The organism is Pseudomonas sp. GM102 (assembly GCF_000282555.1).
GTDB lineage: Bacteria > Pseudomonadota > Gammaproteobacteria > Pseudomonadales > Pseudomonadaceae > Aquipseudomonas.
Genome location: NZ_AKJB01000046.1, coordinates 82440 through 107366, shown reverse-complemented (window position 1 = coordinate 107366; position 24927 = coordinate 82440). Strand labels below are relative to the sequence as shown.

At 59.4% G+C, this 24927-nt stretch carries 13 protein-coding genes; 9 read left to right on the top strand and 4 right to left on the bottom strand.

Annotated elements, in window-relative coordinates:
* Positions 1-64: 64 nt before the first annotated feature.
* The gene (locus tag PMI18_RS20445; RefSeq protein ID WP_007898221.1) at positions 65-2350 is read right to left on the bottom strand and encodes a fatty acid cis/trans isomerase; all 2286 of its coding nucleotides are present in this window, start codon (positions 2348-2350) and stop codon (positions 65-67) included.
* A gap of 155 nt (positions 2351-2505) precedes the next feature.
* Between PMI18_RS20445 and metH the strand changes: the two genes are divergently transcribed.
* Positions 2506-6216, top strand: coding sequence for a methionine synthase (metH, locus tag PMI18_RS20450; RefSeq protein WP_007898219.1), 3711 nt, complete (start codon positions 2506-2508; stop codon positions 6214-6216).
* A 248-nt stretch (positions 6217-6464) separates the two neighbouring features.
* Here metH and PMI18_RS20455 read toward each other — a convergent pair whose 3' ends face one another.
* Positions 6465-13109: an NEL-type E3 ubiquitin ligase domain-containing protein gene (locus tag PMI18_RS20455; RefSeq protein ID WP_007898218.1), complete on the bottom strand. Its 6645-nt coding sequence runs from the start codon at positions 13107-13109 to the stop codon at positions 6465-6467.
* A gap of 178 nt (positions 13110-13287) precedes the next feature.
* Between PMI18_RS20455 and PMI18_RS20460 the strand changes: the two genes are divergently transcribed.
* Positions 13288-13509: a DUF2970 domain-containing protein gene (locus PMI18_RS20460; protein ID WP_007898216.1), complete on the top strand. Its 222-nt coding sequence runs from the start codon at positions 13288-13290 to the stop codon at positions 13507-13509.
* A gap of 6 nt (positions 13510-13515) precedes the next feature.
* On the opposite strand, the gene PMI18_RS20465 is transcribed toward PMI18_RS20460, so the two are convergent.
* Positions 13516-14601: an ABC transporter substrate-binding protein gene (locus tag PMI18_RS20465; protein ID WP_007898215.1), complete on the bottom strand. Its 1086-nt coding sequence runs from the start codon at positions 14599-14601 to the stop codon at positions 13516-13518.
* Between the two features lie 515 nt (positions 14602-15116).
* Between PMI18_RS20465 and PMI18_RS20470 the strand changes: the two genes are divergently transcribed.
* Both PMI18_RS20470 and PMI18_RS20475 read left to right on the top strand, forming a co-directional pair.
* On the top strand, positions 15117-16775 hold the full coding sequence (locus tag PMI18_RS20470; RefSeq protein WP_007898213.1) for a nitrite/sulfite reductase: 1659 nt from the start codon (positions 15117-15119) through the stop codon (positions 16773-16775).
* Positions 16759-17253 (top strand): DUF934 domain-containing protein, encoded by a 495-nt coding sequence (locus PMI18_RS20475; protein ID WP_007898212.1) that lies wholly within the window; start codon positions 16759-16761, stop codon positions 17251-17253. Before PMI18_RS20470 ends, PMI18_RS20475 begins: the two co-directional genes overlap by 17 nt.
* An 83-nt stretch (positions 17254-17336) precedes the next feature.
* Here PMI18_RS20475 and sohB read toward each other — a convergent pair whose 3' ends face one another.
* On the bottom strand, positions 17337-18359 hold the full coding sequence (gene sohB, locus PMI18_RS20480; protein ID WP_007898211.1) for a protease SohB: 1023 nt from the start codon (positions 18357-18359) through the stop codon (positions 17337-17339).
* 202 nt (positions 18360-18561) lie between these two features.
* Between sohB and PMI18_RS20485 the strand changes: the two genes are divergently transcribed.
* From PMI18_RS20485 to PMI18_RS20505, 5 genes are all read left to right on the top strand, one after another.
* Positions 18562-19272: a histidine phosphatase family protein gene (locus PMI18_RS20485; protein ID WP_007898210.1), complete on the top strand. Its 711-nt coding sequence runs from the start codon at positions 18562-18564 to the stop codon at positions 19270-19272.
* 64 nt (positions 19273-19336) lie between these two features.
* Complete coding sequence (locus PMI18_RS20490) at positions 19337-19651, top strand: SCP2 sterol-binding domain-containing protein (protein WP_007898209.1); 315 nt, start codon at positions 19337-19339, stop codon at positions 19649-19651.
* Positions 19652-19955: 304 nt separating this feature from the next.
* Entirely contained in the window at positions 19956-21803 is a 1848-nt protein-coding gene (locus PMI18_RS20495; protein WP_033036180.1) for an amidohydrolase, read from the top strand.
* A 283-nt stretch (positions 21804-22086) separates the two neighbouring features.
* Positions 22087-23805 (top strand): hydrogenase maturation protein, encoded by a 1719-nt coding sequence (locus tag PMI18_RS20500; RefSeq protein ID WP_007898207.1) that lies wholly within the window; start codon positions 22087-22089, stop codon positions 23803-23805.
* A gap of 231 nt (positions 23806-24036) precedes the next feature.
* Complete coding sequence (locus tag PMI18_RS20505; RefSeq protein WP_007898206.1) at positions 24037-24900, top strand: LysR family transcriptional regulator; 864 nt, start codon at positions 24037-24039, stop codon at positions 24898-24900.
* Positions 24901-24927: the final 27 nt, after the last annotated feature.

Genomic DNA, 24927 nt, shown 5'->3' with positions numbered 1-24927 from the left:
GCGAGCAAGCTTCGCTCCTACAGGGGTTCAGCCAGGGTTCGGGGGTGGGTGTTCAGGCCTTCAATCAAAGATTCTCGTAGCGGTTCATGTCCAGCACGCCCTCTTCCACCGGGTCGGTGTCGTGGATGTAGCGGCTCAGATCATGGAAATACTGCCAGAACTGCGGATGACTGCGACGAATGCCCCAGCGTTCGACGATTTTCTCGAAGCTGGCGGCGTCCCTGGTATTTTCCATCGCGTCGACGAACGCGGGCACTTGCCCGGCCGGGATGTTGAACATGAAGTTCGGGTAGCTGCTGAGCACTCCCGGATAAATCGTCAACGTATCGAGCCCCGGCTGATAACGCCGCGACTCACCCAGCAGGAACGCCACGTTGCTGTGGGCCCGGTTGCGCAGCAGGCTGTAGACCTCGCGCTTGCCGCTTTGGGTCTCGATGCGCAACATTGTGGCTTCCGGCAACTGCTCAATGACCTTCAGCCCTGCAGCCGGGCGCGAAGTCAGGCGGCTCAAGGCCTGTTCGGCGTTCTGCAACGCCAGATCGATGTTCGGCCGCGAGCAATAAGCGCCATCGCATCGGTTGATCGGGTCAGGCTTGGCATTGAGTTCGCCGTACCGGGCCAGCAATTGCAGGGCGAAATCGCGTTTCGGATCCTTTTCGTCCAGCGTCAGTGCCGTGGGTTTGTCGTTGTCGATGTACTCGTAATCCAGCCACATCTTGAGCTGTCCGCCGTTCTGATACCAATCGTCGAGGTACCCATCCCGTGAGTCGGCCGGCATCAAGCGCAGGAAGTTCTGCTCGGCACCGTTGCGGATCAGGTCGAAGTACAGTCGGGTCTGGGCCTGATGGGACACGTTACCGAATACATCGAAGTTGACTGCCAACTGGTAATACGTGCGTTCCAGCAACGGGTAATCGAACAGCCAGATGGTTTGCGGGACGTCACCGATCAGGCCTTTGTTCACCGAGGCGCTGTCGAAATGCCGGAAGATGCTCAGCAGCGCGTTGTCATTGCCGGCCCACAGGGTCGACCAGCTCGGTGCCGGCAGATCCGCGTAGCTGTCCCGGCGCAGGGCTTCATATTCGTTGCGTTTGTCACGGTAGTCGTGCCACAGGCTCAGGACACTGCCGACGTCATCGTTCTGCCCTGGCATCGCCAGCAACGGCGTGGCCTGGCCGCGATAATTCGGGTCGGTGATATAGAGGTCATGCTCCGGGGCCTGGAACAGCGCCCAGAAATTGTCGCGAATCACGTCGGTGGCGATCTGGCCACGGCAGACCGGGCCACGAATAAAGGTGCGCACGAAGTACTCGGCGTTATCGAGCATGAACTGGTAACGCGCCTGGGCCGGGATGGCCTCAAAGGTCGTAAACGGATTGGCCCGTCGTTCCGGCCCATAACCCGGCAGCGCGTTGACCTGCCAGTTGCCGCTGTAGAACAGGCTTTTGATCCGCGCCATCTTCGCCGCGCTCAGCGGATAGGTGATGTGGGTCTTGTGCACGATCACGCCTTGCACCGGCCATAGACGGTAATAGACCTGAGTGCCCGGATCGTCATTCGGCCGGCGGGTGTTGATCAAATCAATCGGCTGCCCCGTCGGTGTGCGCGAACGTACCCACTGAAAGAAATGCCCCGCCTCGCCGTCCTTGAAATAGAGATGCGCCAGGAACCAGTGCTCAAACAACCAGCGCCCCACCAGACTCTCCCTAGCGCCCGGTGCGTTGAGCAGGTTTTCCCACTGCACCACCTGCAAGGCTTCCTTGGCGCTGGGCACCAGGCCCTGCTCATCGATTGGCGCACCGGAGGCCAGCCAGCGTTGCAACGTCTGGTATTGCTGATCGGTCAGGCCGGTGACTGCCAACGGCATGCCTTCTTTCGGGTGGGAGCTGGCATAGCCGTCGAACTCAGCCGGCATGGCGCACATGTTCTCCCGGTTCAGGCCCAGGACGATGTCTTCCGGCAATTTGGCGTTTGGTTGCAACGGGGTTTTGTGGCCCAGTTCGAGCATGCGCGCCATCAGCGCCGCCTGGCTGCCTTGGGCGTCGAGCACCGAATAAAAGCCCTTTTGCTGCCAGGCACGCTTGCCGAAGGCGTCATAAAACAGCCGGGTCGGCGCTGCGGCCTGTCTGCGTTCGCCATCATAAACGGGTGCCTTGGTTGCACCTCGGGCCGCCCCTTCACCACTGCCCAGATTGAGCTGACAGGCGGAGTCGTAGCAGGCATGGCAGGCCACGCACTTTTCGGTGAAGATCGGTTGAATGTCCCGGACGTAGGAAATGTCCGGACCTTGCGCAGCGGCGCCCCCGCTTAAAAACAGCATCAATAGGCTGGTGACGACGCGATACGACATATCCCTGGTCCTGATCATGAGAAAACGCCGCGATTCTACCGGTCTGGCCTGCGCACCAACATGAACGATATTCATGCAAAACCCGTACATGCTCCAAAAGCGCACAGGTTTGTTATTATCCCGCCCCTTCGTCATGGCCTTACCGAGTAGTCCAAATGTCCGATCGCAGCGTTCGCCTTCAAGCTCTCAAGCACGCCCTCAAAGAGCGCATCCTGATTCTCGATGGCGGCATGGGTACGATGATCCAGAGCTACAAGCTCGAGGAGCAGGATTACCGTGGCAAACGCTTCGCTGGCTGGCCGAGCGATGTCAAAGGCAACAACGACTTGTTGGTGCTGACACGTCCTGACGTGATTGGCGGCATCGAGAAGGCCTATCTGGACGCCGGCGCCGACATTCTGGAAACCAACACCTTCAACGCCACCCGGATTTCCATGGCCGATTACGGCATGGAAGAACTCGCCTACGAATTGAACGTAGAAGGCGCTCGCCTGGCCCGCAAGATTGCCGATGCGAAAACTCTCGAGAACCCGGACAAGCCGCGTTTCGTCGCTGGCGTGCTCGGCCCGACCAGCCGCACCTGCTCGCTGTCGCCTGACGTGAACAACCCTGGCTACCGCAACGTGACCTTCGATGAGCTGGTGGAGAACTACACCGAAGCCACCAAAGGCCTGATCGAAGGCGGTGCCGACCTGATCCTGATCGAAACCATCTTCGATACCCTCAACGCCAAAGCGGCGATCTTCGCCGTGCAAGGCGTGTTCGAAGAACTGGGCGTCGAGTTGCCGATCATGATCTCCGGCACCATCACCGATGCCTCCGGCCGCACACTGTCGGGCCAGACCACCGAAGCGTTCTGGAACTCCGTGGCCCACGCCAAGCCGATTTCGGTCGGCCTGAACTGCGCCCTCGGGGCCAGCGAGTTGCGTCCGTACCTGGAAGAACTGTCGAACAAGGCCAACACCCACGTTTCCGCGCACCCGAACGCCGGTCTGCCGAACGAATTCGGTGAGTACGACGAGCTGCCGGCCCAAACCGCCAAGGTCATCGAAGAGTTCGCCCAAAGCGGCTTCCTGAACATCGTCGGCGGCTGCTGCGGCACCACGCCGGGCCACATTGAAGCCATCGCCAAAGCGGTGGCCGGCTATGCGCCGCGCGAGATTCCGGACATTCCCAAGGCCTGCCGCCTGTCGGGCCTGGAACCGTTCACCATTGATCGCAGCTCGCTGTTCGTCAACGTCGGCGAGCGCACCAACATTACCGGTTCCGCCAAGTTCGCCCGTCTGATCCGTGAAGACAACTACACCGAAGCCCTGGAAGTCGCCCTGCAACAGGTCGAAGCCGGCGCCCAGGTGATCGACATCAACATGGACGAGGGGATGCTCGATTCGAAGAAGGCCATGGTGACCTTCCTCAATCTGATTGCCGGTGAACCGGACATCTCCCGCGTGCCGATCATGATCGACTCCTCCAAGTGGGAAGTGATCGAAGCCGGCCTCAAGTGCATCCAGGGCAAGGGCATCGTCAACTCGATCAGCATGAAGGAAGGTGTCGAACAGTTCATTCATCACGCCAAACTGTGCAAACGCTACGGCGCCGCAGTGGTGGTGATGGCCTTCGACGAAGCCGGCCAGGCCGACACCGAAGCGCGCAAGAAAGAAATCTGCAAACGCTCCTACGACATTCTGGTCAACGAAGTCGGCTTCCCGCCGGAAGACATCATCTTCGACCCGAACATCTTCGCTGTAGCCACCGGCATCGAAGAACACAACAACTACGCTGTGGACTTCATCAACGCCTGCGCCTACATCCGCGACGAACTGCCGTACGCCCTGACCTCCGGCGGCGTGTCGAACGTATCGTTCTCGTTCCGTGGCAACAATCCGGTGCGCGAGGCGATTCACTCGGTGTTCCTGCTGTATGCGATCCGTAATGGCCTGACCATGGGCATCGTCAACGCCGGCCAACTGGAGATCTACGACCAGATCCCCACCGAGCTGCGTGACGCCGTCGAAGACGTGATCCTCAACCGCACTCCGGAAGGCACCGACGCCCTCCTCGCCATCGCCGACAAGTACAAGGGCGACGGCAGCGTCAAGGAAGCCGAGACCGAAGAGTGGCGCAACTGGGACGTCAACAAGCGTCTGGAGCATGCGCTGGTCAAAGGCATCACCACGCACATCGTTGAAGACACCGAAGAGTCGCGTCAGTCCTTTGCGCGCCCGATCGAAGTGATCGAAGGCCCGCTGATGTCCGGCATGAACATCGTCGGCGACTTGTTCGGCGCCGGCAAAATGTTCCTGCCGCAGGTGGTGAAGTCCGCCCGCGTGATGAAGCAGGCCGTGGCCCACTTGATCCCGTTCATCGAGCTGGAAAAAGGCGACAAGCCGGAAGCCAAGGGCAAGATCCTGATGGCCACGGTCAAGGGCGACGTACACGACATCGGCAAGAACATCGTTGGCGTGGTGCTGGGCTGTAACGGCTATGACATCGTCGACCTTGGCGTGATGGTGCCGGCAGAGAAGATCCTGCAAGTCGCCAAAGAACAGAAATGCGACATCATCGGCCTGTCCGGTTTGATCACGCCTTCACTGGACGAGATGGTTCACGTGGCCCGCGAGATGCAGCGTCAGGACTTCCATCTGCCGTTGATGATCGGTGGCGCGACCACGTCCAAGGCGCACACGGCGGTGAAGATCGAGCCCAAGTACAGCAACGACGCGGTGATCTACGTCACCGATGCCTCCCGCGCCGTGGGCGTGGCGACGCAACTGCTGTCCAAGGAATTGAAAGCCGGTTTTGTCGAAAAGACTCGCCTGGAATACATCGACGTTCGCGAGCGCACCGCCAACCGCAGCGCCCGTACCGAGCGCCTGAGCTACCCGGTGGCCATCGCCAAGAAGCCGCAGTTCGACTGGGGCAGCTACGAACCTGTCAAACCGACGTTCACCGGCGCCAAGGTGCTGGACAACATCGACCTGAAGGTGCTGGCCGAGTACATCGACTGGACACCGTTTTTCATCTCCTGGGACCTGGCCGGTAAATTCCCGCGCATCCTCAAGGACGAAGTGGTCGGTGAAGCCGCCACCGCGCTGTACGCCGATGCCCAGGAAATGCTCGCCAAACTGATCGACGAAAAACTCATCAGCGCCCGTGCGGTGTTCGGTTTCTGGCCGGCCAATCAGGTGCGCGACGATGACATCGAAGTCTACGGCGATGACGGCAAGCCATTGGCCAAGCTGCACCACTTGCGCCAGCAGATCATCAAGACCGACGGCAAACCGAACTTCTCCCTCGCCGACTTCGTCGCACCGAAGGACAGCGGCGTGACCGACTACGTGGGTGGTTTCATCACCACCGCCGGGATCGGTGCCGAAGAAGTGGCCAAGGCTTACCAGGAAGCAGGCGACGACTACAACTCGATCATGGTCAAGGCGTTGGCCGACCGTCTGGCCGAGGCCTGTGCCGAATGGCTGCACCAACAGGTGCGTAAAGACTACTGGGGCTACGCCAAGGACGAGACGCTGGACAACGAGGCGCTGATCAAAGAGCAGTACACCGGCATCCGCCCTGCTCCAGGCTACCCGGCGTGCCCGGATCACACCGAGAAAGCCACGCTGTTCAAGCTGCTGGACCCGGAAGCGGAAGAACTCAAAGCCGGCCGCAGCGGCGTGTTCCTCACCGAGCACTACGCCATGTTCCCGGCGGCAGCGGTCAGCGGCTGGTACTTCGCTCACCCACAGGCGCAGTACTTCGCCGTGGGCAAGATCGACAAGGATCAGGTGCAGAGCTACACCTCGCGCAAAGGTCAGGAATTGAGCGTGACTGAGCGTTGGTTGGCACCGAACCTGGGTTACGACGAGTAACCCCGGATCAGGCTTGCTGCGATGGCGTCCTTTAGGGCGCCTTCGCGGGCAAGCCCGCTCCCACAGGATTGGGGGTGGATCAGGATTTGTGAACGTCAAAAATCCCTGTGGGAGCGGGCTTGCTCGCGAAGAGGCCGTCACATTCAACATCGCTGGCCACTGGCACTCGTGCATTTGCAGGAGCAAGCTTACCCGCGATAGCGCTTTTAAGGCCGCATCGCGGGCAAGCTCGCGCCTACAGGCAGCTGTCAGACACTTGGGTTATTCGAGGCGTCGACCTCCTTGCGCGACAGTTCGATCATCCTGCTGTTGCGTGCCGCCGCCAGGTCAAAAAGCCTGCTCATCAATGCTGCATCATCGGCGTCCACAGTCTCCTCGGACGTATCAGCCTCATCGAGTTTCCTGAACTCTTCCGGGTATTTTTCCTTGAGGTACGCCACCCAGTAATCACGCTGGATCAGGTCTTCAAAAAACCCGTCGGACTGTTCCGCATTGATGACCTCAACGCGAGCGTCAGCCAGTTGCCGCGGTGTGACACCCGAGGCGTACGTCATGTGCGTCGGCTGTCCCGGTAGCTCCAGGCCGTCGCTCCAGCCACTCGTCAGACCGATTCGATAGCCCAGGCGCACTTCCGCTTCATCCCGACCGTTGCGCGCAGCGGCTTTTGTCGCCAGTTCGTCTACCTTGTCCAGTCGGAAAAGTTGCCTGGATAATTTCAACAGTGCCTCACCCTTCACAGCCAGTCGCCCGGCGGGAACCTCGAGCAAGGCATTGTGCGTGAACACTTTGCTCTCCAGCCCACTGAAGGTGAGGATTCGACCATCGACACAGGTGCCATGTGTGTTGGAACTGGCGAACAGGACCTCCCTGAGTTCGGCGTTGCCAGCGGCCGCGTCCATGACTGTCCACACACGGCGTGTCAGGTCGGCATTCGCTACCCTGAACTCCTGCGTATCCTGCAATCGCGACAGTAAATGAAAGAACGCAGCGTTGTCCGGTTCAGCCGCGAGTTGATTCCAGACGAGCGTTTTGCCGGACAGGTCCTCGGGCGAAGCATTGGCTAGCCACGGCGCACTTTGGGCAAAATCCGGTGGCATCTCGGGCAGGCTTTCATCGGACTCGAAGCTTTCACTTTCACTTTCACCATCACCATTACCGCTGGCTTCGGCAATCATTTCGTCAAGATCAGTACGCGACAACCCCAGCACCGTTTCGCGAGTACCTGCCTCGCGGTAATCGCGGAGCCGCTCAAGACTTTCAAGCGCCACATTGTAGTTTTCGCTCAGGTCCGTGCCGGAGATCAGTGCATCATGGCTGCCATCCAGGGCCTCGGCAGGGATCGTAGTGATGTCGTTGCTGCTCAGGTTCAATGCGCTGAGATGGTTGGCGTCCAGCACGCCTTGCGGCCATTCGGTCAGGTTGTTGTGACGCAGATCGAGCGTCTCCAGTCGCTCAAACACTGCGACATCAAAGTCGTCCAGGGCGTTGTAACCCAGATCCAGCCATTGCAGGTGTTCCAGCCGGTTCAACGCGGCATACAAATGCCCGGTATCGCTGAAGCGGTTCGCGGAAAGCTCCAGCCGCTCAAGGTTGCCCATGCTCTGGATGGGCTCAGGCAACGCTTGCAGACCATTGCCGTTGAGCTTCAAGGATTTCACTTGGGTAAAGGCCTTGAGAAAGCCATCCGACCCTTGTTGGGACAGCCTTACACCCGTCAGGTCCAGCGTGTCGACGTGGGAGAACACGGTCGGCAATTCGGGAAGATCGCCCAATTGCAGACCGTTGAGATTCAACGCCTCGCCCATCGTGCCTCCGGCGCCATTCAGCCCTTCGCGCCAGCACTCGAGGATTCGCACGGCAGCCACCCGACGACTTTCCGCCGACACTCTCCATCCCGCACCGCTAGACTCCCGCGTATACAACCAACCATTCAATTGGCGCGTCAGCGTTTCGAACGTCTGGTCCCATTCGTCAAGCCGATCGATGATGTGTACATCCGTTGCTCCACTTGTGCGCATCTGCTCGATTGCTTGCAATGCTTCATCGTCGGCAAGTGCCGGATTCAATCGTTGCAGGCGTTTTGCCAACAGCAGGCTGCCTTCGCCTACAGGGATTGGCGGCACGGGCAGCAGATGCCGGGCGATGGAGAAACCGCTTTCGGTCGGAGGGAAAGTGGCCGGCACCTCTTCCAGATCGAACCTTTTCAGCGAGCCGGCCGGCAGACTTTTGGCAATCTCGATGCGCTGGCGGGCTGCTTTCAGCGCTGCCATGGCTTGCGGGGTCAAGGGTATGCCGGTCAGCTGACTCTTGAGCAGCACGTCATCGGCAAGATCTGCCGGCAGCGAAGAAATATGGCTGCCACGCAAATCCAGCCAGGCCAACTGCGGCAGATCCTGCGTTCCCGTTGGCCATTGCCGCAGGTCCGTGTTCCGCAAGTTCAAGGTCTTCAGGCGAGACAGGCGACTGATGTCCAGCGCGTTCAGCGGGTTGTTGCTCAAGTCCAGGGATTCGACTGCGCGCAGGCCATCGACCGCGAGTTGCACCTCAGGGCCGACGACGATCCGGTTGCCGGAGAGGTCCAGACGGGTCAACTTCACAAGATCACCCGCGGCAATCGGCACTTCGCTCAGTTCATTACCACTCAGGTCGAGGGCTTGCAGCTCGGTAAACCCTCGAATAAAGCCGCGGAACTGTTCAGCAGGCGCTTGCACCCCTTTCAAATAAAGGCTTTGAACATGATCGAAGGCACCGGCAGGCAGCTGGGGAAACTCACTGAATTGGACTTTCGGCAAATCAAGCGCCGAGGCATCGCCAGTCGAGCCGTAGCGTTTGAATGCACCGTTGCGCCAGCACGTCCTGATGAAAGCCGCCGCCCATGACCTTCCCATCACTTCCTTCAGATCCATTTTCTGCTGCATCGCACGACTGGCCCAGTCGTTCAGCTGCCCATCCAGCACACGGAACTGTTCGCTCAAGGCGTCCACTGCCGCAAACCTTGCTTGATGCCCCTGCCATTGCTCGACAAAACTGTTGTACAAACTCATGGGAGGCTCGTTCATGCCGTCAGCCAGCCGATTCAGTTCCCCCCGGCAGTAATCCCTGACCATCTCCTCTCGATCAATGAGATGTTCGGGGTGATTGCTGACGTACTCATACGCCGGTTTGAAGTTTTCACGGACGAACTTCGACCAGTCCAGCGATAACCCGGACCATAGATTTTCATGCCCTTCGAACACCCCGTCGGGCAATGTCCTGATCCCTGTGCTTCTGAGATTCAGGCGTACCAGGTGCGGTAGCTCAAGCACACCTGCCGGCCATTGATACAGCGAAGGTGCCAGCACCTCCAGGCTGCGCAGATTGCGCATGCGGCTGACATCCAGTGCCAACGGCGCGAAACCGGAGGAGTAAACGCTGAGATCTTCAAGCGTCGTCAGCGCACTCAATCGCGTCGGCATATCCACCGCGTAGGGCACCGCCGAAGACAGGCTCAGCCCCGTGAGGTCGGGCATCCCGCTCAACGCTTCGGGCACGTTGGTGAACGCATCGCTGGTTGAATTGATTCGCAGGCGTTTCAGCTTGGGAAACGCGCCCAGCAATGCATCGACATTGGCGTCCGTCACACACTGCCCCCACAGAAGCAGCCCATCCACGTGTGAAAAATCTGCCGCCAGTGAAGGCAGCGGGTCGTCACACACCACGTCCAGTGAACGCAAAAGCGGCTGCTCCTCGACCAGCGGTGCGTTGCGCCAGGCCTGCTTGATGTTTCGCGCAGCAGCGGCCTTGCCTCCTAACAGAGTGCGCAACATCGACTCGGACGCTGGCTCGCGAACCCATTGGTCCAGCACGGTCTCAAGCTGCTGCCACTCGCGCATGCGCGTCTGCAAATGGCTGAAAATCTGTGCGTCGCTCTTACCTTCTCGCAACTGCTTGAGGATGAATCCATTGGCCTGCTGATCGGTGAGCTGCGGATAGACGTCCCGTACGCGAGTCACCAAAGACGGATTTATCCCTTGCCCGCGTCCGCTGGCGTAGTAACCCACGGTGCGCTCCGTCACTCGTACGGGTGGCTTGAACGTCTTGTTCCGGCCTGAGCGTGCCTCCAGCAGTTGCGCCAATTCGGCTCGATGTTCGATGGTCGAGTCGATTATTGCCCGCTGCAAATCAGCGCCTTGACTGACGTGTGGAACGCCCAGTGCCCGGCGCGATTCGTCGGGCAAGGCGTGCATGATCGAGGCAAAAAAGTTGTCGCCCTGCGAGGGCACACCATTGAGTGCCTCGCCATGCTCGTCAAACGCCTGGTAGGCCGGCTCATTTTTGACCACATACTTGCGGCTCGCGGCGGTTTCGCTGCCGATGCCATCGATCAGCGGACCGTTGATGTGGCCGTCGCGAATCTCCAGGCGCACTTCACCGGACCAGCCCGGCATTTTTTCCAGTGCATGCAGTGCGAGCCATTTACTGTCGGCCGAGGCCATGCGCTCCAGGTGCAGACCGGCAAAGGCCTGACTGACACGCCCCTGCTGCGCATACCAACGGGCCTCCTCGAGTATTCTCAACGGAACTCGACGCGTTGTTTTCAGGCGCGTGAGTTCTTCCGCACTGGCATCCAGCAACACCCGCTGTGCAGCGGTTTCGCCTAGCCCCGGACACATTCGCTGCAGCAGGGTGATGACTGGCTCACTGCTGACCTGCTCGCTGGCCTCAGCCCGCCCGACATCAGCCGCGAACAGCCGCAAGGCGTCGGCCAGTTCAGGCGCTAGAGGCAAATGATCCAGGTGCATTTTGCGCAAGGCATTGTCACTGACACCAACAACGTCGGCGATTTTGAGCAATTGCCCATCGGTCAACGCCTCGGTCACATGGCCCATGCGCCGCAGCAGCGTCAGGCGATCCCACTCAAGCGGACGCTCCAGTGTATGGCGCCAGGCACCGTGGCCGTTGTGCTCGAGTATTGGCTGATAGGCACCTGCGTCGGCCGGATGTTTGATGCGCCATTTTTTCAGCGGCTCATCGTAGGCTGTTTCATAGACCTTGCCTGCCTGGCGGATATAGGTCTTGCCGTTTACCCGATGTTGTCCCGATGAGTCAGGGCTGGCGTTGCGACCCAGCGCAACGTCACTTTCATAGGCGCCCAGGTCTGGCCTCCATAAACGGGTCTGGCCATTGGGTCGCTTGATTTGCTCCAGGCGCTCGATCACAGGTTCAGGTTTCACCGCTGTCAGTTTGCCCAGCCCTTTGCCCACGCCGGCCATCACGCCGATCAGCGCCAGGTTTTCTGCCACATCGATCAGATGTGCCTTGGCTGCGTTGCGATCGCCCTCACTCCACTCGATCGCCCCCTCCAGGGATTCGTACAACAGTTGACCCGCCATCACCGTCATCATGACCTCGCCCAACACCGGTACGAACATTGACACCATGTTCAATGCCAGCATGCCGATTTCCAGCAGATGACTGAGTTTTTCCGCGCGAACTTTCGCATCGACATCCGCAGTGGGAACTGCATGGCTGCGCGCATCGGCAATGACCTTGTCGCAGTTTTGTTCGTAGAGATAGGCCCACAGATCAATGTTGTCAGCCCAGATGCCGGCAGACCCTTTGCGCAGAACAGCACCGGGGTTGAGATAAGGGTCGTCGACCGGTTCCCGATTGCCCTGCCGTTCGGGAGGCAGCTCTTTAATGCGCGCGACGGTAGAAAACGGCGGAATGAACTGCGTGACTTTCCACCAGACGGAATGCAAGGGATCAGCAGGCGCGTCCGCGGCTTTACGAGTGAACTGGCTAAAGTAGTAAGGACGGTCGGCGTAGGCCACGAATTGGCTGAAAAAGCGCTGGTAGGTGGTCGCGCGCCCTGCGCTGGAAGCTGATGCATCCCGGGCCGTAAATTGGCGCGTGAACGCTTCACGCATTTGCGAAGGCGTGTAGCGCTTGAGCGGGTGGTGCGGATCATGAGGAATGTAAACAATGAATTCATCGGTGTAGCGATATTTCTCACAAATACTGAACACCACGCAGCCTGTCATTCTGCGTTTCATCAAACTCAGGTCGCGAAACCAGACTTGTTTGTTGCCCTGCCAGGGATGAACGTCCCCATCAACAACCGACAGGATCATTTCGTAGTCTTTGCGCTCGATGTCCTTTTTCAGCAAGGCCAGTTCGGCAGCAGCCCTCATCGCCTCTTTCTGGCTGGTAATGAATTGCTGGCGCAGTGTCGTTTCCGATTGCACATCCAAGGGCTGAAAAAATGCCTTCACGTAAGTCTGATACTTCGCTCCGATATCCAGACGACGACACAGTGTCAGGAATTGACTCACCGTCAATCCAACAGTGACTAGCTGGAATGTGCCGGGTGTCGATGTTTCTACCACGAAGCCGGATTTTTTATGAAAAGCACCCTGCTCACACTCGGCAGCTTCAAAGTTATGCAACGCGGCCTGCAGCAGCGAAAGCTTCATGACCTCGAAATTTGCAACTTCAATTTCAAGATCACTGATTTCCAGTGGTCGCCTGAGGCATAACAAGGTTCTGTTGACGTCTACGTCTGCACCGAACTGATCCTTCAGTGCCTTGATCAGCAACGGTTCGGCGAAGGTATCGATGTCCTGAAGTGTCGACATCGTCTTGTCCAACCGGGTCTGTGAGGTAAAACTGGCGTTGAAACGTTCTCTCAGTGCCTGCTGTTGCGTGAGGGATGCACGCTGATACCAATCTGGCAGACGCGTGCCGGTATTTTTCATCGCATGACGTCTTGCTGGCGTGGCATTAACCAGCCATTCGGGAGCCATCTGCTCAAGAAGCTCGCCATGAATACTGGTTCTCTCTGAAACCCGTGGCTTTAACGGCACGAGTGGGGTCTTCGTCGTGAAAGATGAAGGTGGGGGCGTTGCGGGCATAGTGTCTCTCCTGATAAGTGGAGCGACAGGACACCATTTCAGGAGAACGCATCTGCGGTAGATAAATATCGCCATACCGACGATTTGTTACGAATGACTTCGATCCGGGGCGAGTCTGTCACGGCACGAATCGTCGAATTGGCTATGCTTTGGGGAGATACTTTGAGACGAGGGATTTATGGACGATCCAGTCGACAACAACAAGCCGCCAACCTTTTGGCAGATGCTGCACAGCGTCATGGCGGCAGCGTTCGGGGTGCAGAGCGGGAAGAACCGGGCCCGGGACTTCACTCACGGCAAGCCCAGTCATTTCGTGATTCTGGGGATTCTGTTCACGGCGGTGTTCGCGTTGACGCTGTTTGGCATCGTCAAACTGGTATTGCACCTGACGGGGATCTGAACCGGCTCAGTGCATCAGGGCTTGCAAGCTGAACGGGTAGCGATACGACGTCGGTCGCCCCTTGGCCGAGAGTTTGCGAAAATCCACGCCGTAATTTTGAGTCGCACTCAAGGCCAGCAATCGCCTGGCTTGCGCGCGATCGATCAGCTGCAACAACGGAATCTGCCGGTCGCGCCCACCGTACTGGCTGACGTCTACGCCCTGATCGTAGTCATGCAGTTGCACCAGGGCCCAACCACCCAGAGTGAAGTGCCCGCCCAACAGCACACTCAACCGCCCTTCCAACAGCGCCTGCAACGCGGTCGGTGAATTGTTGACGGCGCTGAACAGCACGTCCTTGCCGGGTTGGCCGCCCGTTTCGGCGTAGGCCTGCATGGCGCCAAAGGCCATTTCATCATTGGCCGACCAGACCAGCGACGTTTGCGGGTAACGCTTGAACAATAACCTGGCCTGTTCATAGGCGCGCTCGCGGGTCCAGCCGCCATAGACCAACTGGCGCAACCGCACTTCAGGGTGTTCGGCCAATGCCCGCATCATGCCCTTCTCACGCTGTTGCGCGGCCGGGGTGAGCTTCAGGCCGGAAAAGGCCACAAGATCAATGACTTCACCAGGTGCGATTGGGCGATGCTGGCGAATCAGCTCCTTGAGCATCAAGTAGCCGCCCTCCTCGTTATTGGGCACCAGACTGCCCAGCCAGTCGGGGTACTTGTCTGGTTGGGCGCCGAGCAGGCGCACCTGGTCCGGGGTCAGGCCATTGTTGACCAAAAACAGCTTCACACCGCTGCCTTGAGCCAGACGCAGGATTTCGGGCGCGACGGACAGTTCGTTGACGAACACCAGATAGTCCGGTCGATTCGGCCCTTGCAGGGCTTCGCGGGCCTGCTTGAGCGTGGTTTCAGCGTTTCGCTCGGCATACTGGATGTGCAAATCCATGCCCAGGTCCTTGGCTGCGGCCTGCATGAACTGCGAGTAACTGACCCAGAACACCTCTTGGGTGGTCCCGGGATTGAGGAACAATACGGACGCGGCCTGGGCACACGGCCCCAAGACCGTACCAAGCGCCAGCACAACACCACAGAAGAACTTCAACACGTCCGAGCCCCCGAAAATCCGCTGCGCATTATAGCCAGCGAAGTTTCTGGAACGGCGCTTATTCCGGCTTTTGTCCGACAATCGTCGGCGCCGGGCCCGGACGGGGTCGTTTATTGATGGCTGACCCAGAACACCGCTGTGCCCACGACCAGGATGATCAGGAACAAAATCGCCCAGGCATCGACCGTGCTATCGCTTTTCCCTGCTTTGGTTGGGTTGCTCATTGCATCGCCTCTTGTCGGTTTTATCGGTGATTGCATAAAGACTCGAGCACAGTTAAGACGATGATTGCCCGCACCACAAATGTGGGTTTTGAACCTATGAGTTTCATTAGTCGTTTTGGTTCTTTGCATATACTCAAACATCACTTTTGCGCATAACTGCAAACTGGTATCTTGCGTCGGCTCCGTTGGGAGTGCGCGGCCGTGCGCGCAGAATTGCCGAGGCTGTATCGGATGAAAGCTTGCGAAAACGCAGCTGTATCCAACCGGCCCAAGCCTGAGAACAGGACTTATATGTACGTATACGACGAGTACGATCAGCGGATCATCGAGGACCGCGTCAAGCAGTTCCGTGATCAGACCCGACGCTATCTGGCAGGCGAGCTGAGCGAAGAAGAATTCCGCCCCCTGCGCCTGCAAAATGGCCTTTATATCCAGCGCTTCGCGCCGATGTTGCGTGTCGCGGTGCCTTACGGCCAACTGACTTCGCGCCAGACGCGAATGATGGCCAAAATTGCCCGTGACTACGACAAGGGCTACGCCCACATCAGTACCCGGCAGAACGTGCAGTTCAACTGGCCGGCCCTGGAAGACATCCCGGACATCCTGGCTGAGCTGGCGACCGTGCAGATGCATGCGATCCAGACCAGCGGCAACTGCCTGCGCAACGTCACCACCGACCAGTTCGCCGGTGTCGCGGCCGACGAGTTGATCGACCCGCGTCCATGGTGCGAAATCGTCCGCCAGTGGACCACGTTCCACCCGGAATTCGCCTACCTGCCGCGTAAATTCAAAATCGCCATCAACGGTTCGACCTCCGACCGTGCGGCCATTGAAGTCCATGACATCGGTCTTGAGCCGGTGCATAACGCCGCGGGCGAACTGGGTTTCCGTGTGCTGGTTGGTGGCGGCCTGGGCCGTACACCGGTGGTGGGCGCGTTCATCAACGAGTTCCTGCCATGGCAAGACCTGTTGAGCTACCTCGACGCCATTCTACGGGTCTACAACCGCTACGGCCGTCGCGACAACAAGTACAAGGCGCGGATCAAGATTCTGGTCAAGGCCCTGACGCCTGAAGTGTTCGCGCAGAAAGTCGACGCGGAAATGGAACACCTTCGCGGTGGCCAGACCACGTTGACCGACGCCGAAGTGCATCGCGTGGCCAAACACTTCGTCGATCCGGACTACAAGTCTCTGGACAACCAGACCGCCGAACTGGCCGAGCTCGACAAACAGCACCCTGGCTTCGCCCGCTGGCGCACCCGCAATACCCTGGCGCACAAGAAGCCGGGTTATGTGGCCGTGACCCTGTCCCTGAAGCCGACTGGTGTTGCCCCGGGCGACATCACCGACAAGCAGCTCGATGCCGTTGCCGACCTCGCCGATCGTTACAGCTTCGGCCAACTGCGCACCTCCCACGAGCAGAACATCATTCTGGCCGATGTCGAGCAGAGCCAATTGTTTGCCCTGTGGGGCGAATTGCGCGAGCAAGGTTTCGCCACGCCGAACATCGGTTTGCTGACCGACATCATCTGCTGCCCGGGCGGCGATTTCTGCTCCCTGGCCAACGCCAAGTCGATCCCGATCGCCGAGTCGATCCAGCGCCGTTTCGAAGACCTGGACTACCTGTTCGACATTGGCGAGCTGGACCTGAACATCTCTGGCTGCATGAACGCCTGTGGTCACCACCACGTCGGTCACATCGGCATTCTCGGGGTGGACAAGAAAGGCGAAGAGTTCTACCAGGTGTCCCTGGGTGGCAGCGCCAGTCGCGATGCGAGCCTGGGCAAGATCCTCGGCCCGTCTTTCGCACAGGAAGCCATGCCTGACGTGATCGAGAAGCTGATCGACGTGTACATCGAACAACGTACCGAAGACGAGCGCTTCATCGACACCTATCAGCGTATCGGCATCGACCTCTTCAAGGAGCGCGTCTATGCAGCGAATAATTAAGAACAACGAAGTCGTCGACGAAACCTGGCACTTGCTGCCCAAGGACTTCAATATCGACGAGATCAGCAACTGCGACGACTACATTGTCCCGTTGCAGTTGTGGCGCGAACACAGCCGCATGCTCAAGGCCCGCGATGGCGGCCTTGGCGTATGGCTGGATGCCGATGAAGAAGCCGAAGAAATCGGTGAAGACGTGGACCAGTTCCAGGTCATCGCCTTGAACTTCCCGGCCTTCACTGACGGCCGCAACTACTCCAACGCCCGCCTGCTGCGTGACCGTTACGGTTTCAAAGGCGAACTGCGGGCGATCGGCGATGTGCTGCGCGACCAGTTGTTCTACCTGCACCGCTGCGGTTTTGACGCGTTTGCGATTCGCGCCGATAAAGACCCGTACGAAGCCCTTGAAGGCCTCAAGGACTTCTCGGTGACCTATCAGGCCGCCACCGACGAACCGCTGCCGCTGTTCCGTCGCCGCTAAGTACGCGTACAACAAAAAGCCCTGAATCGGACATCCGTTTCAGGGCTTTTTTGTGTCCGGCGTAAACGACGGCCGGAAGATGTTTACCAGAAGCGTTGCTGGGTCAACCGGCTCCACCAGTTCAGCAACACGCGATCAACCGAACCGCTGGCCGCGATACCGATGCGCTCCTGCAGGCTTTTGCGTTCCGCGTAATGCAAGTGATAGAGCTCGGACTGCTTGGCTCGTTCGGCAAGGTATTCATCGCTGGTCTTGAGCTCATCCACCAGTTGCTTGTCCAGGGCCGAGACGCCCAGCCAGATTTCACCCGTGGCCACTTCATCGATGGCCAGTTGCGGGCGATAGCGGGAAACGAAGTTCTTGAACAGCTGATGGGTGATGTCCAGGTCTTCCTGGAATTTCTCCCGGCCTTTCTCGGTGTTTTCGCCGAATACCGTCAGGGTGCGCTTGTACTCACCGGCCGTCAGTACTTCGAAGTCGATGTCGTGCTTTTTCAACAGGCGATTGACGTTGGGCAACTGCGCCACCACACCGATCGAGCCGAGGATCGCGAACGGCGCACTGATAATCTTCTCGCCGATGCACGCCATCATGTAGCCGCCACTGGCCGCGACCTTGTCGATGCACACGGTCAACGGCACGCCGGCTTCACGGATCCGCGCCAGTTGCGAAGACGCCAGGCCATAGCTGTGGACCATGCCGCCGCCGCTTTCCAGGCGCAGCACCACTTCATCCTTCGGCGTGGCGAGGGTCAGCAGCGCGGTGATTTCGTGGCGCAGGCTCTCAGTGGCCGATGCCTTGATGTCACCGTTGAAATCCAGCACGAACACCCGTGCTTTGGCCTCGGGTTGCTTCTTTTGCTTTTTCTCGGTTTTAGCCTGGGACTTGCGCAAGGCCTTAAGCTGATCCTTGTCGAGCAAGGTTTGCTCCAGGCGTTCGCGCAGCCCTTTGTAGAAATCATTGAGTTTGCTGACTTGCAACTGGCCCGGCGACTTGCGCCGACCCTTGCTGCGCAACGCCGCAAAACTGGCCAGGACCACCAGAATGGCGATCACCAGAGTCACGGTCTTGGCCAGGAAAATGGCGTACTCGAACAAAAGCTCCACAGGGACTCCTTCAATCAATGCGCGGATTAAACACGCGCGGGATACCTCCAGCATACCCATGCGCTGGCCCGGCGACCAGTCATGAAACCTTTGGCAACAGGCCTGTAACGGGCATTTCAAACAAGCGTATGTTTTTTCATTGACAGCTCACCGCCATCCTCATAACCTCGCCAAACCTTCAACGTACCGGGATGACGCGGACGTGGGCAGTATCTATTTGATTCGACATGGCCAGGCCTCCTTTGGTGCAGACGACTATGACGTCCTGTCGCCGACCGGTATTCGCCAGGCAGAACTCCTCGGTCAGCACCTGGCCGAACTCGGTGTCAGCTTTGATCGCTGCCTGTCGGGCGACCTGCGCCGCCAGCAACATACCGCCAACAGCGCGCTGGAACAGTTCGCCGCCGTCGGAATGCCGGTGCCGGTGCTGGAAATCGATTCCGCTTTCAACGAATTCGACGCCGACGCGGTGATCCGTGCCCTGCTGCCGGCCATGTTGGAGGACGAGCCCCACGCGCTGGATATCCTGCGCAACGCCGCACAAAACCGTGCTGAATTCCAACGCATCTTTGCCTTGATCATCGAGCGCTGGCTCGCAGGCACCTACGACACACCGGGCCTGGAGAGCTGGCTGGGTTTCGTCGAACGCGTGCAGGCCGGTCTGCATCGATTGCTCGAACAAGCCGACAATACCCAGAAAATCGCCGTGTTCACCTCCGGCGGCACCATCACTGCCCTGCTCCACCTCATTACGCAAATGCCCGCAAAGCAGGCCTTTGAACTGAACTGGCAAATCGTCAACACCTCGCTCAACCTGCTCAAGTTTCGTGGTCGCGAGGTGGCCCTGGCTTCCTTCAACAGTCATGCACACCTGCAACTGCTGAAGGCCCCGGAACTCATCACGTTTCGCTGAGTCCGGATTATTGTGACCCTGGCTGTAATCACCCAGCTCTTATTACCCAAGAAAGGATCGAACCATGACCTCCGTAGCTGATGCCGTACAAGCAATGAAAGCCAAGTTCAACCCAGCCGCTGCTGCCGGTCTGGACCTGGTATTCGGTTTCCGCATCGACGACACCAAGCACTTCTCGCTGATCGTCAAAGACAGCACCTGCGAACTGCAAGAAGGCGAGAACCCGGACGCCCAGGTCACTCTGGTAATGGACGGCGAAACCCTGGAAGGCATCGTCGACGGTTCGACCGACGGCATGCAAGCGTTCATGGGTGGCAAACTGCGCGCTGAAGGCGACATGATGCTGGCCATGAAACTGTCCGAGCTGTTCCCGGCCTAAGCACGTCGCTCCCGTCTTTCGGGAGCACGTCTGGCTGCAAACGAATCCCGCCCCTCGTGGCGGGATTCGTCGTTTTCGCCCTCGGAAAACGGCTATCTGTGGATTTGCCGACTATATTCCTTCTGGCCGCATGCGTCAGACATCGGCTGTTTGCCCTCACTTCTTTTGGAAGAATTTTGTGGAGAGCACTGCCATGAGCCCACCTGACGACCGCGACGGATTCAACCGTCGTCGTGTACTGCAAGGCCTTTCGGCAGGCGCCGTCGGTGCCTGGGTCAGCCCACTATTCGCAGGGAGTAAAACCATGCCCGATGCCCCGGCCGATCTGATTCTGTACAACGGACGCCTGCACACCGTCGACCGCAAGAAACCCCAGGCCAGTGCCGTCGCGATCAAGGACGGACGCTTCATAGTGGTCGGCAGCGACGCCCAGGCAATGGCCCTGCAAGGCCCCGGCAGCCAAATCATCGACCTGCATGGCCGCACGGTGATTCCCGGTCTCAACGACTCTCACCTGCACTTGATCCGTGGCGGCCTGAACTACAACCTTGAGCTGCGCTGGGAAGGCGTGCCATCTCTGGCCGATGCCTTGCGCATGCTCAAGGATCAAGCCGATCGCACACCGACGCCGCAATGGGTGCGGGTGGTCGGTGGCTGGAACGAATTCCAGTTTGCCGAGAAGCGCCTGCCGACGATTGAAGAACTGAACAAGGCCGCGCCAGACACCCCGGTGTTCGTCCTGCACCTCTACGACCGCGCTCTGCTCAACCGTGCCGCGCTGAAAGTGGTCGGCTATACCCGCGACACGCCGAACCCGCCGGGTGGTGAGATCCAGCGTGATGCCAATGGCGACCCCACCGGCATGCTGATCGCCCGCCCCAACGCAATGATTCTCTACTCGACCCTGGCCAAGGGACCGAAGTTGCCGCTGGAGTATCAAGTCAACTCGACCCGCCAGTTCATGCGTGAACTCAATCGGCTGGGCGTCACCAGCGCCATCGATGCCGGCGGCGGTTATCAGAATTACCCGGACGATTATCAAGTCATCCAGCAACTGGCCAAAGACCAACAACTCACGGTGCGCATTGCCTATAACCTGTTCACCCAAAAACCCAAGGAAGAGCTGACCGACTTCAAAAACTGGACCAGTACCTCCCATTACGGCCAAGGCGACGACTTCCTGCGGCACAACGGTGCCGGGGAAATGCTGGTGTTCTCGGCAGCGGATTTCGAAGACTTCCTCGAACCTCGCCCCGACCTGCCGCAAACCATGGAGCAAGAGCTGGAGCCGGTGGTCCGCCACCTCGTCGAGCAGCGCTGGCCCTTCCGCCTGCACGCCACCTACAACGAATCCATCAGCCGCATGCTCGACGTGTTCGAGAAGGTCAATCGGGATATTCCATTCGACGGTTTGCCGTGGTTCTTCGATCATGCCGAAACCATCAGCCCACGGAACATTGAACGGGTCAAAGCCTTGGGCGGCGGTATCGCGATCCAGGATCGCATGGCGTTCCAGGGCGAGTACTTTGTCGACCGTTACGGCGCGAAGGCGGCCGAAGCGACACCCCCGATCGCGCGCATGCTGGCCGAAGGTGTGCCGGTGGGCGCCGGCACCGATGCCACGCGCGTGTCCAGCTACAACCCCTGGACCTCGCTGTACTGGCTGGTCAGCGGCCGCACCGTCGGCGGGTTAGCGTTGTACCCGCAAGGCTTGAGCCGCGATACGGCGCTGGAACTGTTCACCCACGGCAGCGCCTGGTTTTCTTCCGAACAAGGCAAGAAAGGCCAGATCAAGGTCGGGCAACTGGCGGACCTTATTGCGCTGTCGGCGGACTACTTTCACATCGAAGACGAAGCCATCAAATGGATCGAGTCGGTGCTGACCATTGTCGACGGCAAGATCGTCTACGGCAGCGTCGAGTTCGAAAAGCTGGGGCCACCACCGATTCCGGTAGTGCCTGAATGGTCGCCGGTGGTGAATGTGCCGGGACACTGGAAACCACTGGCGCCGCTGACCGCGCAAGTACATCAATGCGTGGGCGCTTGCGCGGTGCATGCCCACAGCCATGAGCGGGCGCGGTTGTCGTCAGCGCCGGTCAGCGACTTTCAAGGGTTCTGGGGGGCGTTTGGCTGTTCGTGTTTTGCGTTTTGAACAAAATATTTCCAAACACCATCCATCTAATGTGGGAAGCGGGCTTGCTCGCGAAGGCGGACTGACAGTCAACATCACTGTTGAATGTTGAACCGTCTTCGCGAGCAAGCCCGCTCCCACATTAAATCGCTGTTCAACCTTCTGTCCCGAAACACCCACTGACACAAGCTTGATCTCGATCAGTTGCTCATCCCCTAGCAATCACTACTATCGCGCTTCCATCGAAGGCCACGGACGGCTCATTGGGAGCCTGCGGCCCGTTATTCTCAAGGAAGAGTCAATCATGCGGTCATTGAAAATCATTCTGCTGGCGTCAGCGTTCAACGGGCTGACCCAACGGGCCTGGCTGGACTTGCGTCAAGCCGGCCATTCGCCCAGCGTGGTGCTGTTCACCGATGAAGAGGCGGTGTGCGAGCAGATCGAACACTCAGGCGCCGATCTGGTGATCTGCCCGTTCCTCAAGGATCGGGTACCGCAACAATTGTGGAGCAACCGCCAGCGTCCCGTGGTGATCATCCATCCAGGCATCGTCGGCGACCGTGGCGCCAGTGCGCTGGACTGGGCGATCACCCGCGAACTCAACCGCTGGGGCGTGACCGCGTTGCAAGCGGTGGAGGAAATGGATGCCGGGCCGGTCTGGGCCACCTGTGAATTCAATTTGCCCCAGGACCTGCGCAAATCCGAGTTGTACAACGGTCGCGTCAGCGATGCGACGATCACTTGCATCCGCGAAGTCGTGGAAAAGTTCATCGCCGGTTTCGTTCCGGTGCCCTTGGATTACAACCAACGCCATGTGATTGGCCGCTTGCAGCCGAACATGAAGCAAGCCGACCGATCCTTCAGCTGGCACGACAGCTCACGCTTCATCAAACGCTGTATCGACGCTGCCGACGGCCAGCCCGGTGTATTGGCGAGCCTGGCCGGCGGTCAGTATTACCTGTATGACGCCCACCTGGATTCGCGCAGCGGTACGCCGGGGGAAATTCTCGCGGTGCATGACGATGCGGTGCTGGTGGCGACCGGCGATCACGGCCTGTGGATCGGTTCGCTGCGACGCAAACCCCGGCCCGGTGAAGAAACCTTCAAACGCCCGGCCCGGCATGTGCTCGCCGAACAGCTGGCGCAAGTACCGACCCTGGATTGGTCGATCGCCTCCCGGCCCTTCAACAACGAGTCCTATCAACCGATCCGCTACCGTGAGTCGGGGCATGTCGGTGAGCTGACCTTCGAGTTTTATAACGGCGCGATGAGCACCGAACAGTGCCTGCGACTGGTGGAGGCCCTGCGCTGGGCCAAGTCCCGGGACACCCAAGTGCTGCTGATCAAGGGTGGGCGCGGCAGTTTCTCCAACGGCGTGCACCTCAACGTGATCCAGGCCGCAGCGGTTCCGGGGCTGGAAGCCTGGGCCAATATTCAGGCGATCGATGACGTCTGCCAGGAACTGCTCAGCGCCCGGCAACTGGTGGTCAGTGGCCTGACCGGCAATGCCGGGGCCGGCGGCGTGATGCTGGCGCTGGCGGCCGACATCGTCTTCGCCCGATCCGACATCGTGCTCAATCCCCATTACAAAACCATGGGCCTGTATGGCTCCGAGTACTGGACCTACAGCCTGCCCCGCGCCGTCGGCCGGGCAATGGCGGAAAAACTCACTGAAGACTGCCTGCCGGTCAGCGCCACTCAGGCCTTGCAACTGGGCATGGTCCAGGAAATCGGTCCGCGCTGCCCTGACGAGTTTGGCCTGTGGTTGTTGCAGCGGGCCAATGGTGCGTTGAGTGATCCGGCGTATCAGGCGGTGCGTGAACGCAAAAGCCAGCTCGAGACTCAGCTGATGTTGCACTGTCGCAATGCCGAGCTGGAAGAGATGCAACTGGACATGGTGCAGAACCGCAAACAGTTTGCCGAGAAATGCCGAAATTTTGTGTTCAAGCACAAGGCGTGTGGCACGCCGCGGCGGTTGGTGGCGCAGTGGGCGGTGGTAAGGGAGGTCGAGTTGGCGGATTGATCGTTTGGCATGAGGTGACTGGGCCAGACAGTGAAACCTGTGGCGAGGGAGCTTGCTCCCGTCCGGCTGCGTAGCAGTCATAAAACAGGTAGACGCGTTTATCTGACATTACGCGTCGACGGGTCTTGGGGCCGCTTCGCGCCCCAGCGGGAGCAAGCTCCCTCGCCACAAGTGGTATCGGAAGACAAATGCTGCTCTTACAATGCCCGCACCTCCCGCATCGGCCTGCCCATGGACATCGACCTCGCCCGCACCTTTCTGGAAATCGTCCGCCACGGCAGTCTGGCCGCGGCGGCTGAAAAGCTGCACGTCACCCAGACCGCGATCACCGCCCGCGTGCAAAAGCTCGAAAGTCAGCTCGGCAGCACGCTGTTCGTGCGCAACCGCGCCGGGGCGCGCCTGACGCCGAACGGTGAGGCCTTTGTGGTTTACGCCAATCAACTGGTGCAGACCTGGGAAGCGGCGCGTCGTGACTTGCCGCTGCCCGAGGGCTACCGCGACGTGCTGCACATCGGTGGCGAGGTCAGCCTGTGCAACCCGTTGATGCTCAGCTGGGCTGGCGAGTTGCGCGAGAAAATTCCCAGCCACGCATTGCGCATGGAAATCCGCGACGGCGAAAACCTCCTGCGCCAACTGGAGCTGGGGGTGCTGGATGCAGCGCTGGTCTATCAGCCTGAGTACTGGCCGCGCCTGCAAGTCGAACAGGTGCTGGAAGAGAAACTCATCCTGGTACGCCTGGCCGGACAGCCCGATCCTTACGTGTATATCGACTGGGGCCCGGACTTCCGTCGTCAACACGATGCCGCGTTGCCGGAAAAGGCTAAGGCAGCCTTGAGCTTCAACCTCGGCCCGCTGGCCTTGCAATACATCCTGGAAAACGGCGGCAGCGGCTATTTCCGCACCCGCGTGGTCCAGAGCTACCTGGAAAGCGGCGTGCTGGAGCCAGTACCCAAAGCTCCGGAGTTCAGCTACCCGACCTACCTGGTTTACTCCCGAGACCGCGACTCGGCGACCTTGCAACGAGCCTTCGATTTGCTGCGCGAAGTGATCAAGACGGACGACGACTGGTCCCAGCGCTGGAACCCGTTGACCTGACGCCAGGCGCCTTGCACCTGAGCATGG

Excerpts from the sequence above, each read along its gene's own strand:
- PMI18_RS20445 (WP_007898221.1), bottom strand. The coding sequence starts at position 2,350 with ATGTCGTATCGCGTCGTCACCAGCCTATTGATGCTGTTTTTAAGCGGG.
- metH (WP_007898219.1), top strand. The coding sequence starts at position 2,506 with ATGTCCGATCGCAGCGTTCGCCTTCAAGCTCTCAAGCACGCCCTCAAA.
- PMI18_RS20455 (WP_007898218.1), bottom strand. The coding sequence starts at position 13,109 with ATGCCCGCAACGCCCCCACCTTCATCTTTCACGACGAAGACCCCACTC.
- PMI18_RS20460 (WP_007898216.1), top strand. The coding sequence starts at position 13,288 with ATGGACGATCCAGTCGACAACAACAAGCCGCCAACCTTTTGGCAGATG.
- PMI18_RS20470 (WP_007898213.1), top strand. The coding sequence starts at position 15,117 with ATGTACGTATACGACGAGTACGATCAGCGGATCATCGAGGACCGCGTC.
- PMI18_RS20475 (WP_007898212.1), top strand. The coding sequence starts at position 16,759 with ATGCAGCGAATAATTAAGAACAACGAAGTCGTCGACGAAACCTGGCAC.
- PMI18_RS20490 (WP_007898209.1), top strand. The coding sequence starts at position 19,337 with ATGACCTCCGTAGCTGATGCCGTACAAGCAATGAAAGCCAAGTTCAAC.
- PMI18_RS20495 (WP_033036180.1), top strand. The coding sequence starts at position 19,956 with ATGCCCGATGCCCCGGCCGATCTGATTCTGTACAACGGACGCCTGCAC.
- PMI18_RS20500 (WP_007898207.1), top strand. The coding sequence starts at position 22,087 with ATGCGGTCATTGAAAATCATTCTGCTGGCGTCAGCGTTCAACGGGCTG.
- PMI18_RS20505 (WP_007898206.1), top strand. The coding sequence starts at position 24,037 with ATGGACATCGACCTCGCCCGCACCTTTCTGGAAATCGTCCGCCACGGC.